Annotated in this window: 16 protein-coding genes, 1 tRNA gene and 1 pseudogene; 7 read left to right on the top strand and 11 right to left on the bottom strand. The window is 71.7% G+C overall.

Annotated features, from left to right (window positions below; translation table 11 throughout):
• Positions 1 to 85 precede the first annotated feature (85 nt).
• A complete protein-coding gene (locus TAE01_RS10215) occupies positions 86 to 1477 on the top strand; it encodes an FAD-binding oxidoreductase (protein ID WP_307723838.1) in 1392 nt (463 codons plus the stop codon).
• Positions 1477 to 2604, top strand: coding sequence for a pyridoxal-phosphate-dependent aminotransferase family protein (locus TAE01_RS10210; protein WP_147066068.1), 1128 nt, complete (start codon positions 1477 to 1479; stop codon positions 2602 to 2604). The genes TAE01_RS10215 and TAE01_RS10210 overlap by 1 nt, the downstream gene beginning before the upstream one ends.
• A 435-nt stretch (positions 2605 to 3039) precedes the next feature.
• Here TAE01_RS10210 and rplL read toward each other — a convergent pair whose 3' ends face one another.
• On the bottom strand, positions 3040 to 3426 hold the full coding sequence (rplL, locus tag TAE01_RS10205; RefSeq protein ID WP_030194119.1) for a 50S ribosomal protein L7/L12: 387 nt from the start codon (positions 3424 to 3426) through the stop codon (positions 3040 to 3042).
• Between the two features lie 66 nt (positions 3427 to 3492).
• A complete protein-coding gene (gene rplJ, locus TAE01_RS10200; protein WP_142176945.1) occupies positions 3493 to 4077 on the bottom strand; it encodes a 50S ribosomal protein L10 in 585 nt (194 codons plus the stop codon).
• 326 nt (positions 4078 to 4403) lie between these two features.
• Between rplJ and TAE01_RS10195 the strand changes: the two genes are divergently transcribed.
• The gene (locus TAE01_RS10195) at positions 4404 to 5312 is read left to right on the top strand and encodes a DUF3152 domain-containing protein (RefSeq protein ID WP_246111256.1); all 909 of its coding nucleotides are present in this window, start codon (positions 4404 to 4406) and stop codon (positions 5310 to 5312) included.
• 87 nt (positions 5313 to 5399) lie between these two features.
• Here TAE01_RS10195 and TAE01_RS21080 read toward each other — a convergent pair whose 3' ends face one another.
• The 8 genes and pseudogenes from TAE01_RS21080 to TAE01_RS10155 all read right to left on the bottom strand — a co-directional run bounded on the left by TAE01_RS21080 (position 5400) and on the right by TAE01_RS10155 (position 11680).
• Complete coding sequence (locus TAE01_RS21080; RefSeq protein WP_281289281.1) at positions 5400 to 5945, bottom strand: choice-of-anchor P family protein; 546 nt, start codon at positions 5943 to 5945, stop codon at positions 5400 to 5402.
• A gap of 90 nt (positions 5946 to 6035) precedes the next feature.
• Positions 6036 to 6655, bottom strand: a pseudogene (locus TAE01_RS21075) (choice-of-anchor P family protein); the annotation flags it as partial.
• A 234-nt stretch (positions 6656 to 6889) separates the two neighbouring features.
• The gene (gene ggt / locus TAE01_RS10180) at positions 6890 to 8749 is read right to left on the bottom strand and encodes a gamma-glutamyltransferase (protein ID WP_246111255.1); all 1860 of its coding nucleotides are present in this window, start codon (positions 8747 to 8749) and stop codon (positions 6890 to 6892) included.
• Between the two features lie 163 nt (positions 8750 to 8912).
• The gene (gene rplA / locus TAE01_RS10175) at positions 8913 to 9629 is read right to left on the bottom strand and encodes a 50S ribosomal protein L1 (protein WP_147066063.1); all 717 of its coding nucleotides are present in this window, start codon (positions 9627 to 9629) and stop codon (positions 8913 to 8915) included.
• Positions 9630 to 9735: 106 nt separating this feature from the next.
• On the bottom strand, positions 9736 to 10167 hold the full coding sequence (gene rplK, locus TAE01_RS10170) for a 50S ribosomal protein L11 (protein ID WP_147066061.1): 432 nt from the start codon (positions 10165 to 10167) through the stop codon (positions 9736 to 9738).
• Positions 10168 to 10262: 95 nt separating this feature from the next.
• The gene (gene nusG / locus TAE01_RS10165) at positions 10263 to 11141 is read right to left on the bottom strand and encodes a transcription termination/antitermination protein NusG (RefSeq protein WP_186815145.1); all 879 of its coding nucleotides are present in this window, start codon (positions 11139 to 11141) and stop codon (positions 10263 to 10265) included.
• Positions 11142 to 11224: 83 nt separating this feature from the next.
• Entirely contained in the window at positions 11225 to 11494 is a 270-nt protein-coding gene (gene secE, locus TAE01_RS10160; protein WP_186815144.1) for a preprotein translocase subunit SecE, read from the bottom strand.
• Between the two features lie 113 nt (positions 11495 to 11607).
• A tRNA-Trp gene (locus TAE01_RS10155) sits at positions 11608 to 11680 on the bottom strand.
• Between the two features lie 268 nt (positions 11681 to 11948).
• On the opposite strand from TAE01_RS10155, the gene TAE01_RS10150 reads away from it, so the two are divergent.
• From TAE01_RS10150 to TAE01_RS10135, 4 genes are all read left to right on the top strand, one after another.
• Positions 11949 to 13322 carry an aspartate aminotransferase type Ic gene (locus tag TAE01_RS10150; RefSeq protein ID WP_147066055.1) on the top strand — a complete coding sequence of 458 codons (1374 nt, stop codon included), beginning with the start codon at positions 11949 to 11951 and terminating at the stop codon, positions 13320 to 13322.
• Positions 13319 to 13840 (top strand): DUF5709 domain-containing protein, encoded by a 522-nt coding sequence (locus tag TAE01_RS10145; RefSeq protein ID WP_147066053.1) that lies wholly within the window; start codon positions 13319 to 13321, stop codon positions 13838 to 13840. Before TAE01_RS10150 ends, TAE01_RS10145 begins: the two co-directional genes overlap by 4 nt.
• A 136-nt stretch (positions 13841 to 13976) precedes the next feature.
• Positions 13977 to 15002 (top strand): adenosine deaminase, encoded by a 1026-nt coding sequence (locus TAE01_RS10140; protein WP_147066051.1) that lies wholly within the window; start codon positions 13977 to 13979, stop codon positions 15000 to 15002.
• A 124-nt stretch (positions 15003 to 15126) separates the two neighbouring features.
• Positions 15127 to 15810 carry a hypothetical protein gene (locus TAE01_RS10135; protein WP_147066048.1) on the top strand — a complete coding sequence of 228 codons (684 nt, stop codon included), beginning with the start codon at positions 15127 to 15129 and terminating at the stop codon, positions 15808 to 15810.
• A 124-nt stretch (positions 15811 to 15934) separates the two neighbouring features.
• On the opposite strand, the gene TAE01_RS10130 is transcribed toward TAE01_RS10135, so the two are convergent.
• Positions 15935 to 17008, bottom strand: coding sequence for a UDP-N-acetylmuramate dehydrogenase (locus TAE01_RS10130; protein WP_147066046.1), 1074 nt, complete (start codon positions 17006 to 17008; stop codon positions 15935 to 15937).

Below are 17008 nucleotides of genomic sequence, written 5' to 3'. Positions count from 1 at the left end.
GCCGCCGGGCAGCCTGACCCGGGCTCACGGCATACGGCCTCGCCCGGGACGCGCGCGGGCGCAGGCTCGTGGTTACGGTGGTCCGGTGACGACAGTGAGCAAGGACGCTCCCGACCTGACCGTCCTCGACGGGCTCGCCCGGTCCCTGACGCCGGGGGCCCTGCTGACCGAGCCCGAGAGCGTGGCGGCCTATCGCTTCGACTACACCGCTGACGCCGGCGCCGGTGTGCCGCTCGCGGTGGTCCGCGCCGCGAGCCCGGCGGACGTCCAGGCCACCGTGCGCTGGGCCGGCGAGCACGATGTCGCGGTCGTGCCCCGCGGGGCCGGCAGCGGACTGTCCGGCGGCTCCAACGCCGTCGACGGGTGCATCGTGCTGAGCCTCGAGCGCCTGCGCGGCGTCGAGATCGACCCGGCCACGCGCACCGCGGTCGTCGAGGCAGGCGCGCTCAACGTCGAGGTCAAGCAGGCCGCGGCCGAGCACGGGCTCTGGTACCCGCCCGACCCCTCGTCGTTCGAGATCTGCTCCATCGGCGGCAACGTCGCGACCAACGCGGGCGGCCTGTGCTGCGTCAAGTACGGCGTCACGACGGACTACGTGCTCGGGCTCGACGTCGTCCTCGCCGACGGCACGCTCGTGCACCTCGGGGGCCAGCGGGTAAAGGACACCGCGGGCCTCTCGCTCGTCAAGCTCTTCGTCGGCAGCGAGGGCACGCTCGGGGTCGTGACCCGCGCGACGCTGCGGCTCGTCCCGGCCCAGTCACCGCCCGCCACCCTCGTGGCCACCTTCGACACCGTCGAGGACGCGGCCCGGGTCGTCGTCGCCGTCGGCAACACGCTGCGCGCCTCGATGATGGAGCTCATGGACCAGGCGTCGGTCAATGCCGTGGAGGACCACCGGAGCATGGGGCTCGACCGGGAGGCGGGGGCCATGCTCCTCGCCCAGTCGGACGCGCCCGGCGCGGCCCGCGGCGAGGAGATCGCCGCGATGGAGCGACTGTGTCGGGAGGGCGGCGCGCGCGAGTGCTTCACGACGACGGATGCCGCCGAGGGTGAGATGTTCGTCGCGGCCCGCCGCGCCGCGATCGTGGCCATCGAGCGGCGCGGCGCGATCATGCTCGAGGACGTCGGCGTGCCCGTGCCGCGCCTGCCCGACCTGCTGACCGGCATCGCCGAGATCTCGCGCCGACACGAGGTCGAGATCCCCGTCGTCGCGCACGCCGGCGACGGCAACACCCACCCCGTCATCGTCTACCCGGCCGGAGACGCCGGCGCGAAGGAGCGTGCGGCACAGGCCTTCTCGGAGGTCATGAGTCTCGCCATCGGCCTCGGTGGCACCATCACCGGCGAGCACGGCATCGGTCGCCTCAAGCGCGACGCGCTCCCCGAGCAGCTCGGGCCGGACGTCATGGCCCTCACCCACCGCATCAAGCAGGCCCTGGACCCGCAGGGCATCCTCAACCCCGGAGCAGGATTCTGATGACCGCGACGCCGCCCACCACCACCCGACGCCCGATCGCCGACCGGCACCTCTTCGGCCCCGGCCCGTGCAACCCCTACCCCGAGGCGACCCTCGCCCTGGCGGCGCCGCTGCTCGGTCACCTCGACCCGGACTTCCTCGAGATCATGGACGAGACGTGCGACCTGCTCCGTCACGTCTGGGGCACCGACAACCGCCGCACCCTGCCCCTGTCGGCCACCGGGTCGGCCGGCATGGAGGCCGCGTTCGTCAACACCGTCTCCCCCGGCGACGTCGTCGTCGTGGCCGTCAACGGGCTCTTCGGCGAGCGCATGGTCGACGTCGCGGGTCGGCACGGCGCCGAGGTCGTCCGCGTCGACCACGAGTGGGGCACCCCGGTGGACGCCGAGCGGGTCGCGGCCGCGCACCCGTCGCCGAAGATCATCGCCGCCGTCCACGCCGAGACCTCGACCGGCGTCCGCTCCGACATCGCCGCGCTCGGCGCCCTCAAGGGGGACGCCCTGCTCCTCGTCGACGCGGTGACGAGCATCGGCGGCATCGAGCTGCGCGCCGACGACTGGGGCATCGACATCGGCTACGCCGGCACCCAGAAGTGCCTCGGGGTCGCCCCCGGCCTCGCGCCGTTCACCATCAGCGACCGTGCCTTCGGGCGTCGGGTCGAGAAGCCGTCGTCGTGGTACCTCGACCTCGGGCTGCTCGGCGGCTACGTCGGTGAGGCCTCGGGGACCGGCAAGCGCACGTACCACCACACCGCGCCGACCGCGATGGTCGTCAGCCTGCACGCCGGCCTGCAGCGGATCGCCGACGAGGGCCTCGAGAAGGTCTGGGACCGGCACGCCGAGGCCGGGCGGCTGCTCCAGGACGGGCTCGAGGAGATGGGCCTGACGCTCTTTGCTCAGGAAGGCGCCCGACTGCCCGAGCTGACGACGGTCCGGGTGCCCGACGGCGTCGACTCGGCCGCGGTCCGCGCCTACCTGCTCGAGCGCCACGACCTCGAGATCGGTGCCGGGGTCGGCGAGTTCGCCTCGACCGTGTGGCGCATCGGCCTCATGGGCCACAACGCACGCCCCGACCGCGTCGCCCTCGTCCTCGCCGCCCTCGAGGACGCCCTGGCCCACGCCGCCTGACGGCGCCGCCCTCCGTGGCTCGAGGTGTGCCGTCGCGCCCCGCCGCGACACATCACCTCGACCCCCGATGGGAGGGCATGGGTGGAGGTATGCCGTCGCGCTCCGCCGCGGCGCCCCACCTCGACACGACAGGTGCCGACTCGACGTACGGAAGTGCCCACTCGACGGTGGGAGGGCGCGGGGCGTGGCGGTGGTCGCGGCATCGGCGGCGGGCGCTGACGCTGGGAGCGAGGATGCCGGCATACGCCCGCCGACGCTCCACGCCGCGAGCGCCGTCACGCCCCGCGCCCCCGGTCCGGCATACGGCCGCGGACGCTCCACGACGCGAGCGCCATCGTGGCCCGTGACCGGCGGGACAAACGCGAAAGGCGGGCCCGACCGGTGGTCGGACCCGCCTTCGCGGTGGAGCAGTGATCCCGGCAGAGCCGGGTCAGATCACTTGAGCTCGACGGTCGCGCCAGCGCCCTCGAGCTGCTCCTTGGCCTTCTCGGCCGCAGCCTTGTCGACACCCTCGAGAACGGGCTTGGGGGCGCCGTCGACGAGGTCCTTGGCCTCCTTGAGGCCGAGGCTCGTGAGCGCGCGGACCTCCTTGATGACCTGGATCTTCTTGTCGCCGGCGGCGGTGAGAACGACGTCGAACGAGTCCTTCTCCTCCTCCTCGACGGCGGCAGCGCCACCGGCACCGGCCGCGGGAGCGGCGGCGACGGGGGCAGCAGCGGTGACCTCGAAGGTCTCCTCGAACTGCTTCACGAACTCCGAGAGCTCGATGAGGGTCATCTCCTTGAAGGCGTCAAGGAGCTCGTCGGTGCTGAGCTTCGCCATGATGGCTTCCTTCCTGTTACTTGCCGTGAGTGGCTGATTGATGAATCGAGCGGGCGCCGGTGGGCGTCAGCTCTCGTCGCCACCCTCGGCGACGTCGGTGGTTGCCTCGGCGGCCGGAGCCTCCGTGGCGGGGCCCTGCTCCTCGCGCTTCTGACGCAGAGCCTCGACCACGCGGGCCGTCTGCGACAGAGGAGCGACGAAGAGGTAGGCGGCCTTGGTGAGGGAGCCCTTCATGGCGCCCGCAAGCTTGGCCAGCAGAACCTCGCGGGACTCGAGGTCCGCGAGCTTCGTGATCTCCTCGGGGCTCAAGGTCTTGCCGTCGAGGACGCCAGCCTTGATCACGAGGAGGGGGTGTGCCTTGGCGAAGTCACGCAGACCCTTGGCCGCCTCGACCGGGTCACCGGTGATGAAGGCGATGGCCGACGGGCCCTGGAGGTGGCCGTCGAAGGCCGTGATACCGGCCTCCTTGGCGGCGCGCTCCGTGAGCGTGTTCTTGACCACGGCGTAGGTGGCGTGTTCCCGGATCGAGCTGCGCAGCTGCGAGAGCTGGGCCACGGTCAGACCGCGGTACTCGGTGAGAACGGCCGCACCGGACTCACGGAACTTGTCCGTGATCTCGGCAATGGCAGCGTCCTTCTCGGAGTTCGCCATCTGGGCCTCCTTCCCTTGCGTGGTGCCGCCGGGCAGAGATCAGAAGGGCCTGCACGAGAAAGAGCCCCGGCGCAGGGCGCTCGGGGCTCGCAGCGGCATACTGTCGTATGCCGTGAGGCTGAGTGTCCTGCGCTGGCTGCCCACAACACGTGCGGGACCTTCGGGAGATCGTGGTTGCCCACACCCTCCAACCGGCGGTCATTGGTCGAGGACCACAGTACGGGCTGGACCCGCCTCGGCCAAATCGAGCCGACCGGGTGTGGGAGTGCGGCGGGTCCGTGGCCCGGTCCCCCACCCCGACGGGTACGTGGCCTAGCGTGAAACCCATGGCGAGTCGCAGCGGAGCACGCCGGCCGACTCCTGCCCAGCGGCAGGCGATCCGCCGCCGACGTTCCTGGGCGGCCGTGGGCCTCATCCTCTGCATCGCGGCCGACATCTGGTCGGTGTCGCGCGCCGGCGCGGGCGAGCCGGTGCCCGAAAGCGCCCTGTCCCGCGCGTCCCGGGTGGCACAGCTCGCCGGGCACGCGCCCGCGATCTCCGTCGACCGGCTCGAACGCATACCGGAGGGCGCGGGAACCGACTCGCAGGTGTCCCGGTCGCAGCCCGCGGCTGGCGGGGCGACCAGCAGCCCGGTGCCCGGAACGGGCGACGGCAAGGACGACAAGGGTGCCCTCATCGAGTCGGGGTCGGGGAGGTTCACCGTCGTCGCGATGCCGCCGGCTGCCCTGCGGCCGGAGCCGAAGGGTGGACGGGTCGTCCGCTACACCGTCGAGCTCGAGGGCGGCATCGACATCCGGGCCGAGGACTTCGCGGCCACCGTGGGCACGGTGCTGACCGACCCACGTGGCTGGCAGGCCACCGACGGGGTGCGCTTCGTCGACGTCTCGCCAGCAGACGCGGCCAAGGGCGCCCCGGTCGACCTGCGCATCACGCTCGCGAGCCCCGGCACGACCGACAGGCTGTGCGCTCCGCTCGAGACACGCGGCCAGGTCAGCTGCCACAACGCCGGGCGCGTCGTGCTCAACCTGCGCCGCTGGGTGCTCGGCGCCGCCGCCTATGGCACCGACATCGCGCAGTACCGCGTCTATCTCGTCAACCACGAGGTCGGCCACGGCATCGGACACGCCCACGCCTACTGCGCCGGCCCGGGCAAGGTCGCGCCCGTCATGATGCAGCAGACCTACGGGCTCAAGGGCTGCACCGCCTGGCCGTGGCCCTCACCCAAGCCGGCCTGACCACGGACGCACCCGACCGAGACGTGACGGTGGCCGCGAACCCGAGGGTCCGCGGCCACCGTCGCCGGTCCGACCGGTCGTCTGCGGTCAGATGACCGATGTCGCCGAGGCGCCGATCCGGATGACCGAGCCCGTGGGCAGCGAGTCGAAGACACGGTTCGTGACGACCTCGACCATGACGACGTCGACCGACGTGGCCGTGCGCACGACCTTGTGCAGGGTGACCCGCCCCAGGCCCGGAACCGTGAGGACGGTGTTGGGCTTGACCGAGGAGGAGATCGCCGGCAGGCCGGCGATCCGCAGCCCGACGAAGCGCGAGCTGTCCGTCGCGACCGGAGCAGCGCCGGGAGCAGCCTGCGAGACCGACGTCTCGGCGATGACGGCGTCGGCGCTGATGAGGCCGCTGAGGACGCGCGGGCCGGTGATCGTGTTCTTGACGTACGAGCTGCGCGAGCTCGACGTCACCTTCGAGAGCGTCTCTGTCGTCGTCGTGCCCGTCGAGACCACGCCGGGCACGCCGGCCGTGGCCAGCGTCGCCTTCGAGGCACCTCCGGTGCACGGCGGGTAGGCGAGCGCGGTGCGGCTCGTCGACACGACGCCGTTGGCCAGGGTCGCGGAGGTCGAGTAGCCCATGCCGCCGACCAGGCCGAGGACGGGCCTCGACAGCGACGTGCTGGAGACACCGACGGCGATGCTCGAACCGAGCGGCAGACCCAGCGAGTTCTGCCCCGTGATGACGACCCGCAGCGCCACGGTGCTGACCCGCAGGTCGTTGCCGACCACGGACTTGGACTGCTGGTTGAGGTAGACCGTCGCGAGAGCCGCACCCGTCGAGCTCTTGAGCGAGATCGACGAGTTCGGGGCGGGCACGGCGTTGAGTGCCCGGCCGCCGACCTTGAGGCCCACGAGCTGCGACTGGTTGCCGCCCGTGAGGGTTCCGGCCGTGCTGCGGGCCGCGGTGCTCGTCGAGGTCACCGCGTCAGCCCGCACCAGCCCGCCCAGCAGGTTGACCGCCCCGTCGTCGCCGAGGCGCGGCTGGAGTGGCCGCTCGCGCTCTGGGACGTCGACGCGCTGGTGCGGGTCGCACCGACCGAGCCCGCCGCCGGGACGGTGACCGTGGCCGTCGATCCGGTGGAGGTGCGTCCGAAGGCGGTCGTGCACCCGATGCTCGCGAGCGCCGTCGGTCCGGAACGGACGAGACCGCCCACCACGACGTAGCTGCCGTAGGCGTAGGCGGAGACCCCCGTGGTCGAGGTGGCCGCCGTCGCCGGCGAGGCGCTGAGAGGCGCAGCCACCCCTGCGATGGCTGCGGCTGAGAGTAGTGCTGTGAGCTTGTTTCCCATCATCGTCGAACTCCTGTCATCGATGCCCTGCTCATCGATCCCCTGACCGATGTACTACGGACAACGAGACAGGTTCCCGGCGTGTTACGCGAGGATGCGACAAAAGTCAGGCTGCTGTGGTAATGGACCATTACTGTTTCAACCACCACCACCGACCGGGCAGGCGGAGAGGCCGGCCCCCTTGCGGGACCGGCCTCTCGAAGGACCTCAGGTGCAGCAGGAGCGCTGCGGACCTCAGCGCGGGTGGACCACCATCGCCGAACCCCCACCGCGGCGGGTCGGCTCCGCGGCGGCCTCGAAGAGTCCGTGGCCCAGACTGCGGATCGCCGTCACGGCGCCGATCTCGTTGGGCGTCCCGGACGAGGCGAGCTTGTGGCCCATCGCCGTCAGCGCCGCTCCGGTCGGGCCGTCGAGGATCTGCGGCTCGGCCCCCTCGCTGGCACCGTTGCGCGAGCTGAGCCGCGGCGCCGCGATCGCGTCGACGAGCGAGAGGTTGCGGTCGAGGTAGCCGAGGATGGTCTGCGACACCGACGTGATGATCGTGGCGCCGCCCGGCGAGCCCACGGCGAGGAACGGCCGGCCGTGGTCGAGCAGGATGGTCGGGCTCATCGAGGACCGGGGGCGCTTGCCCGGACCGGGCAGGTTCGGGTCGGGGACCCCCGGGGTCAGGGGCGTGAAGTTGAAGTCCGTCAGCTCGTTGTTGAGCAGGAAGCCGTACCCCGGGACAGTGATGCCCGAGCCACCCGTCTGCTCGATGGTCAGCGTGTACGACGCCACGTTGCCCCACCTGTCGGTGGCCGTCAGGTGCGAGGTCGACTGCCCCTCGTAGGGCTCGCGCTGCCCGACCGTGCCCGGTGCGCAGGAGGCGTAGGAGCCGTCGGGCGAGCCGAACGGGATCGGCCGCGGCTGCGCCTTGGCCGGGTCGAAGAGGCAGGCACGCTCCGCGGCGAAGGCGGGATCGGTCAGCTCGCGCAACGGCACGCCGGGGACGTCACCGACCCAGCGGTTGCGGTCGGCGAAGGCCGTCGCCGAGGCCTCCGAGAAGCGGTGGAGGTAGTCGACGTCGGACAGCGACGACGTCGTGACGCCGGTGCGGTCCTCGTAGGCCCGGATGAGGTTGAGGATCTCGGCGACGGCGATGCCGCCCGAGCTCGGGACCGGCATGCCGTAGACGTCGTATCCCTTGTACTGCGAGTGGATCGGCGCCTTGGTCAGCGCGCGATAGGCGTTGAGGTCGGCCATCGTCATCTGGCCTCCCATGACGGAGGCGCCCGGACGCGTGTGCGGCGCCCGCGACTCGGCCACGATCGCCTGGCCGAGCCGGCCGGCATACAACGCCCCCGTGCCCTGGGTGCGCAGCGTCCGGTACGCCTTGGCCATGTCGGGGTTCGTGAAGACCGACCCCACGGCGGGAGCCTTCCCGTCGCGCAGGAAGACCTTCGCCGTGGCGGGGAACACCGAGAAGCGCGCGGCGTTGGCCGAGGTCTGGTCGGCGAAGGTCTGGTCGACGACGAAGCCCTTCTCGGCGAGTCGCTCGGCCGGCTTGAGCGCGGCGTTGAGCGACAGGGTGCCGTAGTCGCGCAGCGCCTTGTCCCACAGGGCCGGAGTGCCGGGCACCCCGACGGACAGGCCGGAGTTCACGACCGTGGTGAAGTCCATCGCCTTGCCCGTGGCCGGGTCGGTGAAGGTCTTGTCGGTGAAGGTCTTCGGGGCCGTCTCCCGCCCGTCGATGGTCGACACCCTCTTGCTGCGCGCGTCGTAGTAGACGAGGAACCCACCGCCACCGATGCCGGCGCTGTAGGGCTCGGTCACGCCGAGGGCCGCCGCCGTCGCGACCGCCGCGTCGGCCGCGTTGCCACCCCGGGCGAGCACGTCGATGCCGACCTGCGAGGCGTCCCGGTCGACGGAGCTGACCGCGCCACCGGAGCCGGTCATCACCGCCGCCTTGGGCAGCGGCGTGGGTGCGCCGTGCCACCCCCGGTCGGCGCCCGAGGACGCCGGGGCCATCGACGGCTGGGCACCGGCCGTGGCCGGCAGCAGGGACAGAGGGAGTCCGACGACGAGGGCGCCGAGGACCCATCGAGAACGTGTCATGGTGCAGACGCTGTGACGACTCATCTTTCGACCGTACCCGCGCAAACGCCACCTTTCGCGCCGAGATCTCCGCCGATCGGCGACGCCGTGACGGCCCGGGAACGCACGAGAGCCCGCCACCCCCGGAGGGGTGACGGGCTCTCGGACTGCGTGGGTCAGGCGGTCAGGCCTGCTCCTCCTCGGCGAGGAGGTTGCGCGTCTTGGAGAAGTCGAGCGGGATGCCCGGGCCCATCGTCGTGGAGACGGTGGCCTTCTCGATGTAGCGGCCCTTGGAGCTGGCCGGCTTCAGACGCAGGATCTCCTCGAGCGCGGCGGCGTAGTTCTCGACGAGCTTGGCCTCGTCGAAGGAGGCCTTGCCGATGATGAAGTGGAGGTTCGCGTGCTTGTCGACGCGGAACTCGATCTTGCCGCCCTTGATGTCGGTGACGGCCTTGGCGACGTCCATCGTCACGGTGCCGGTCTTCGGGTTGGGCATGAGGCCACGCGGGCCGAGCACCTTGCCGAGACGACCGACCTTGCCCATGAGGTCAGGGGTCGCGACGACGGCGTCGAAGTCGAGCCAGCCGCCCTGGACCTTCTCGAGCAGGTCGTCGGAGCCGACGTGGTCGGCGCCGGCCTCACGGGCGGCCTCGGCCTTGTCGCCGTTGGCGAAGACGAGGACGCGGGCGGTCTTGCCCGTGCCGTGCGGCAGGTTGACCGTGCCGCGGACGGCCTGGTCGGCCTTGCGGGGGTCGACGCCGAGACGCATGGCGACCTCGACGGTCTCGTCGTACTTCGCCTTGGCGGTCTGCTTGGCGACGCGGACGGCCTCGAGCGGGGCGTAGACCTTGCCCGGCGTGACGAGCTCGGCTGCGGCGCGGTAGTTCTTGCTGCGCTTCATGGAACTGCTCCTTGCGTGGTGGTGGAGTCGTGGTGCGGGCCAGCGCTGGCCCTCCCACGTGGCCGACGGCATACGGTCCGTATGCCGTGCGGCCGGGGGTGAGCCCTCAGAGCTCGGTGTCGATACCCATCGAGCGGGCGGTGCCGGCGATGATGCGCGCCGCCATCTCCTCGTCGTGGGCGTTGAGGTCTTCCATCTTCTGACGGGCGATCTCGAGGACCTGGTCGCGCGAGAGCTTGGCGACCTTGGTCTTGTGCGGCTCACCCGAGCCCTTGGCGACGCCCGCGGCCTTCTTGATGAGCTCGGCAGCCGGCGGGGTCTTCGTCACGAAGGTGAACGAGCGGTCCTCGTAGACCGTGATCTCGACCGGGATGACGTTGCCGCGCTGGGACTCCGTCGCGGCGTTGTACGCCTTGACGAACTCCATGATGTTGACGCCGTGCTGGCCGAGGGCCGGGCCGACGGGCGGGGCGGGGGTGGCCTGACCGGCCTGGATCTGCAGCTTGATGAAGCCGGAGACCTTCTTCTTGGGGGGCATGGTTGCCTACCTTCTTCGTTGTGGACCGACGCCGTGGGCGATGACCCGGTTGCAGGCCGGTGCGGGATGCCGCACCGAACGTGGTGGGACCTTGCTCAGATCTTGGCGACCTGGGCGAAGGAGAGCTCGACCGGGGTCTCCCGGCCGAAGATCGAGACGAGCACCTTGAGCTTCTGCGTGTCGGCGTTGATCTCGGAGATCGTGGCGGGAAGGGTCTCGAACGGCCCCTCCATGACGGTCACGGACTCGCCGACCTCGAAGTCGACGACGCGGACGTCCTTGGGTGCGCTCGTGCCGGACGCGGCACCCGAGCCGTCGGCGCCCTGGGCGGCCTCGAAGGTCGGCGCGAGCATCGTGAAGACCTCGTCGATCGACAGCGGGACCGGCTGGTGGGCGTTGCCGACGAAACCGGTGACGCCCGGCGTGTGGCGCACGGCGCCCCAGCTCTCGTCCGTGAGGTCCATGCGGACGAGGACGTAACCGGGCATCCGGACCCGACGGACCTGCTTCTTCTGGCCGTTCTTGATCTCGGTGACCTCCTCCATGGGGACCTCGATCTCGAAGATGAAGTCCTCCATGTTGAGCGTCTGGATACGCGTCTCGAGGTTGGCCTTCACGCGGTTCTCGTAACCGGCGTAGGAGTGGATGACGAACCAGTCGCCGAAGCGGCTGCGCAGGTCGGCCTTGAAGTCGGCGACCGGGTCACCGCTGCCCTGGACGGCGGGAGCCTCGTCGTCGGAGCCCTCGACGGCCTCCGCGTCGGTGTCCTCGGTGTCCTCAGCATCCGCGTCGTCGGCGTCCTCGGCGTCGTGGGAGTCCTCGGCGTCGGCCTCGGGCACGTCGGAGCCGGTGTCACCAGCAGCCGACTCGACGTCGGACGCCGTGAGGTCGCCGGTCAGGGCCGCGGGGTCGACGACGTCGCTCTCGGTGCTCTCGCCGTTCGGGGCGCCCTCGTGGGCGAACTGCTCGGACACGCTCTGACCTGCTTCCTTGCTCGTGGACCAGCCGGTGGGGGCTGGCGGTGACATCCCGTTGACGCGGGCCGTGGGCTCGTGCGTCAGGTGGGCGAGCCCGTGAAGGCCCAGGAGATGAGCCGGCTCAGACCGAAGTCGAGACCCGACACGAGGGCCATCATGATCACGACGAACACGACCACGACGGTCGTGTAGCGCACGAGCTCGGGACCGGTGGGCCGCACGACCTTGCGCAGCTCGTCGAGGATCTGGCGCACGAAGAGGCTGATCGCCCCGAAGAGGCGCGACACCGGGTTGCCGCCGCGAGCCTTGTCGGCACGGCCGGACCCGCGCTTGGCGCTCGTCTCGGTCACGATTCCTTCTTTCTGCCTGGGTGTCGGCCCGCGACAGGAGCCCGCCCGTGGAGGACCACGTCTGGGCAGAAGTCGCGTGCCGCCTTGCACGACGACCACATCACTGGGATGCGCAGGGCAAGAGGGACTCGAACCCCCAACCGCTGGTTTTGGAGACCAGTGCTCTACCAATTGAGCTATTGCCCTTCGCCGGAAACGTTGGGATCTCCGGCGGGACGGCATGCGTCAGCATGGCCAGCGATGCCGTCCGAGGGACGATCATACGGGACGGATGCGGCCCAACGCGAACCGACCTCGTGAGCCCCTCCGCGAGGCTCTCCCGACCGTCTCGTCCAGCCTACGCCGGCAGGCGCGAGCACCCCACCCCGACGACCGCGCGGCCGACCCCGGCGCCCGCGACCCGGCATACGGACTCGGCCGCCCTGCCCGGGCCACGCAGTGGCAGGATCGAGGCGTGACGAACCCGCGCACCTCCCTCGCGTCCCTGTCCGACGACGACCTGGCCGGCTTCCTCGCCGAGCAGCAGGCGGCCTACACGGACCTGCAGTCCCGTGGTCTCAAGCTCGACCTGACGCGGGGCAAGCCGTCCGCCGCCCAGCTCGACCTCTCGAACGACCTGCTGCACCTGCCGACGACGACCAAGGACCGCGCCGGCGTCGACGTGCGCAACTACGGCGGCCTCGAGGGTCTGGCGGAGCTGCGCGAGATCTTCGCCGAGCTGCTCTGGGTCGAGCCGAGCCAGGTCATCGCCGGTGGCAATTCCAGCCTGACGATGATGTACAGCACCATCGTCGACTTCCTGCTCTTCGGAGGCGTCGACTCGCCCCGGCCGTGGGGCCGGGAGGAGAAGGTCCGCTTCATCTGCCCCGTGCCCGGCTACGACCGCCACTTCTCGATGCTCGCCTCGTTCGGCATCGAGATGGTGACCGTCGACATGCACGAGGACGGACCGGACGTCGCCGCGGTGGAGGCGCTCGTCAAGGACGACCCGAGCATCAAGGGCATCTGGATCGTGCCGACCTACGCGAACCCCTCCGGCGCCGTCGTGTCGCAGGAGATCGCGGCCCGGCTGGCGGCCATGCCGACCGCCGCCCCCGACTTCACGATCTTCTGGGACAACGCGTACGCCTTCCACCACCTCACCGAGGACGAGGCGAAGAGCGCCGACATCATCAGCCTCGCGGCGGCCTCGGGCCACCCGAACCGGCCGATCATGTTCGCCTCGACCTCGAAGATCACCTTCGCGGGCGCCGGCGTGGCCGTGCTCGCCGCGAGCGCGGCCAACGTCGCGTGGTACCTGAAGCACCTCGCGATGGGCTCGATCGGGCCCGACAAGGTCAACCACCTGCGCCACGTCGAGTTCTTCCGCGACGCCGACGGCGTGCGCGCCCACATGCGCAAGCACCGCGAGATCATCGCGCCGAAGTTCGCGGCGGTCGACGAGGCACTGACCAGCGGCCTCGCCGGGCTCGAGGTGGCCGAGTGGAGCCACCCGACCGGCGGCTACTTCGTCAACCTCGACGTCCTCGACGGCACCGCCTCCCGGGTCGTGGCCCTCGCCAAGGACGCCGGCATCGCCCTGACCCCGGCCGGCGCGTCCTTCCCCCTCGGCCACGACCCGCGTGACCGCAACATCCGTCTCGCCCCGACCTTCCCGGTGCTCGAGGAGGTGCGCACGGCCATGGCGGGGGTCGCCACGTGCGTCGCGCTCGCGGCGGCCGAGAAGCTGACCGCCGAGCGTGCGTCGCGGGTAGGGGCAGAGGGCGGTGGCTCGACGCTGCCGGCACCGAACGCGACGAACGCCACCACCGAAGGAGCCCCGCGATGAGCGACACCGGTCCCAACGAGAACGTCTCCGACGACCTGACGACCTACAGCGTCGACGACGAGGACCAGCTCCAGCCCGAGGACACCCTCGAGGACGGCGACCTCGAGGACGTGCTCGACCGTGGATACTCCCCCAACGACCGCCCGCAGGGCGTCACCGCCCACGGCACCACCGCCTACGAGGAGTCCGTCGACGAGACGATCGACGAGCGAATCCGCCAGGAGGTGCCCGACCCCGACTCGGCCTACGGCGCCCCCGACAACGAGAGCGGGCTCGACGACGACCGGGTCGGCGGCGACGACCCCGACTCGATCGACGCCGAGGACGACTGGCTCGGTGACAACGAGGTGGGCGACGCGCGCGCCGGCCGCCTCGTCGCCGACGACGAGGGTGCCCACGAGGACGACGAGAAGCAGGTCTGGGCCACCGACGTGGGCGTCGACGGCGCCGGCGCGTCGGCCGAGGAGGCCGCCATGCACGTCGTCGACGAGATCGCCGACGAGCCCGACGAGGGCTGAGCCCTCGCCGGGTGCCCGGCCTGCCCCCGCGCCCGCGCCGGCCTGTCGCCGAGCCCGCCCCGGCCTGTCGCCGCGGTCCGTGCGCTCCGTCGAGGAGCCCGCGGACCGGGCGGGGCCGGATGGCACACTGGCCCGCATGACGCGCTCGGTGCAGGACCTGCCCAAGGCCCACCTGCACCTGCACTTCACCGGCTCGATGCGGGTCGAGACCGTGCGCGAGCTCGCCGCCTCGCACGGCATCCGGCTCCCCGACGCCCTCGTGACGGACTGGCCGCCCCGGCTCGCCAAGGCCACCGACGAGCGCGGGTGGTTCCGCTTCCAGCGCCTCTACGACGCCGCGCGGTCCTGTGTGCGCAGCGAGGACGACATGCGCCGCATCGTGCGCGAGGCCGCCGCGGACGACGCGTCCGAGGGGTCGCGCTGGCTCGAGATCCAGGTCGACCCGACGTCCTACGCCCCGTTCGTCGGCGGCATCACGCCCGCCCTCGAGATCGTGCTCGACGAGGCCCGCACGGTGTCGGCGCAGGGCGAGATCGGGGTGGCCGTCGTCGTCGCCGCGAGCCGCATGCGCCACCCCCTCGAGGCGCGCACCCTCGCCCGTCTCGCCGCGCACCATGCGGGCGACGGGGCGGGTGACGTCGTCGGCTTCGGTCTGTCCAACGACGAGCGACGCGGTCTCGTCGCCGACTTCGCCCCGGCCTTCGCCATCGCCCGCCGTGCCGGGCTCGCGCTCGTGCCCCATGGCGGCGAGCTGCTCGGCGCGCAGTCGGTCATGGAGACGCTCGAGCACCTCGACCCCGACCGCATCGGGCACGGTGTGCGCAGCGTCGAGGACCCGCAGGTGCTCGACGCGGTGGCCGAGGCAGGGGTCACGCTCGAGGTCTGTCCCGGCAGCAACGTCGCCCTCGGTGTCTACGCCGCGGCGAAGGACGTGCCGCTCCGGCGCATCCTCCGGGCCGGGATCCCCGTCGCGCTCGGCGCGGACGACCCGTTGCTCTTCGGCACGCGCCTCACGGCGCAGTACGCCGCCGCGCGTGAGCTAGGCCTCGACGACTCCGAGCTGGCCGGGCTCGCCCGTGGCTCCATCGAGGGCAGCCGTATGCCGCAACACCTGCGCGCCGCCGCCCTCGCCGACGTCGAGACCTGGCTCACCGCGGGGTGAGACCGACCACACGCAGCACCCGGCCCAACCGGGACAAGCCGGACACCGCGTGGGGCCGTGGGGGACGCCGGGAGCGGCACCGGGTTTGCTCAGCATTGGTGCGCCCGGTCATGCTGGTGGGGAGATGAAGACTTCTGCCGCCGCCCCCGCACGCCCTCTGACCGCTTCCCGCAGCCGCCTGCGACGCCTCGCCGTCGTCGGTCTGGTGGCGCCTGTCGTCGCGCTCGCGGCCTGCAGCGGCGAGTCGGCCGTGACGGCCGACCCGACCGCACCCGGCGGCACGAGCCCGGCGACGACGAGCGCACCCGCCAGCTCGTCCGCGAGCTCGGCCACCACGAGCGCCGGCACCGATGCCGTGCCGGTCGACAAGCCGGTCTCCACGGCCATCACCGCCACGATCAAGGACCCCGACCTCGGGCACACCATCACCGCCAGCCGCATCGTGCGCCACTTCTCGTGGCCGTCCGAGCAGCCGGTCGGGGCGAGGTCCTTCGAGATCGTGGGGGTCTGGGTGACCTTCTCCGCGGGCTCGCGCTACTCGGCCTCGATCGACCCGTCGATGCTGTCGCTGGTCGCGGCCGACCCGAGCCAGAAGGTCGTCCCGACGACCGAGTTCGCCAAGCGGTGGGGCGCCACCCCGCTCAAGGCCGCCAAGCGGGCGCAGCGGACGGGCGGCTGGGTCTTCTTCAAGGTCAACCGCGGCACGACGAACGCTCTGAGCCTGGCCTTCAACCGCCCGGCCTACCAGGTCAGCACGACCGACAAGAACATCGGCGCCAAGACCTTCACCGTCGTCCTGACGAAGTAGGCCCTGAGCCGCGCTCGAAGTAGGCCCTGAGCCGCGCTCGACGCAGCGGGCCCCGGTTCCCTCGGGAGCCGGGGCCTGCTGCGTACGAGGCGGTGGACGAGCGCCGGGTGGCCCGGCGCGGGCGTCAGAGCTGCTCGCCCACGAGCACGGGCTCGTTGACGAGGGAGACGCCGAACGCGTCGCGGACCCCGTCCCGCACCTGACGGGCCAGGGCGAGGACGTCGGAGGTCGTCGCACCTCCACGGTTCGTGACGGCGAGGGTGTGCTTCGTCGACAGCGCCGCCGGGGCCGGCAGGCCGAACCCCTTGGCGAAACCGGCGTGCTCGATGAGCCACGCGGCGCTCGTCTTGACGCGGCCGTCCGGCTCGGCGAAGCGGGGCGGGGTCGGGCCCTCCCAGCCGACGCGCTCCCCCACGCGCTCGACGAGGGCGTCGAACTCCTGCCGGCTGAGGATCGGGTTGGTGAAGAAGGACCCGCACGACCACGTGTCAGGGTCGTCGGCGTCGAGCACCATCCCCCGGGACCGGCGCTGCTCGAGCACCGCCTCACGGGCGTCGGAGAGCGGGACCCGCGTGCCGAGCTCGACCCCCAGGCCCTTCGCCAGGGCGGCATACGCCACGGGGCGGCTGAGGTCGGCGACCTCGAACTGGAAGAGCACGTCGAGCACGACGTAGCGCGAGTGCCCCTTGAAGCGGGAGTGGCGGTAGGTGAAGGCGCAGTCGACGTTCATGAACGTGCGCACGGCCTGCTCCTGGCGGTCCCAGGTGCGCACCTGCGCGATGGTCTGGGAGACGTCCTGGCCGTAGGCTCCGACGTTCTGCACGGGCGTGGCCCCCGTGAGCCCGGGGATGCCGCTCAGACCCTCGACCCCCGCCCAGCCCTCGGCGACCGCGCGGGCCACGACGTCGTCCCACACCTCGCCCGCGGCGACCCGGACCACGGCGCCGCCGCAGAAGTCGGCGGACTCGGGCGTGATGCCGGAGGTGGCGACGTGCACGACCGTGCCCTCGAAGCCGTCGTCGGACACGATGAGGTTGGAGCCGCCCGACACGACGAGCAGCGGCTCGTCGGCGTCGTCGACCTCACGGACCGCGTCGACGAGCTCGTCGGTGCTCGAGACGGTGACGACCCGGGCCGCGGGGCCGCCGACGCGCATCGTCGTCAGCGTGGACAGGGGGACGTCGTGTTGCTCACGCAC

This window comes from Terrabacter aerolatus (assembly GCF_007991735.1).
In the GTDB taxonomy this organism is placed as follows: Bacteria; Actinomycetota; Actinomycetes; order Actinomycetales; family Dermatophilaceae; genus Terrabacter; species Terrabacter aerolatus.
Note: the sequence above shows the minus strand (reverse complement) of the source record. Positions and strands in the feature narration are given on the sequence as shown.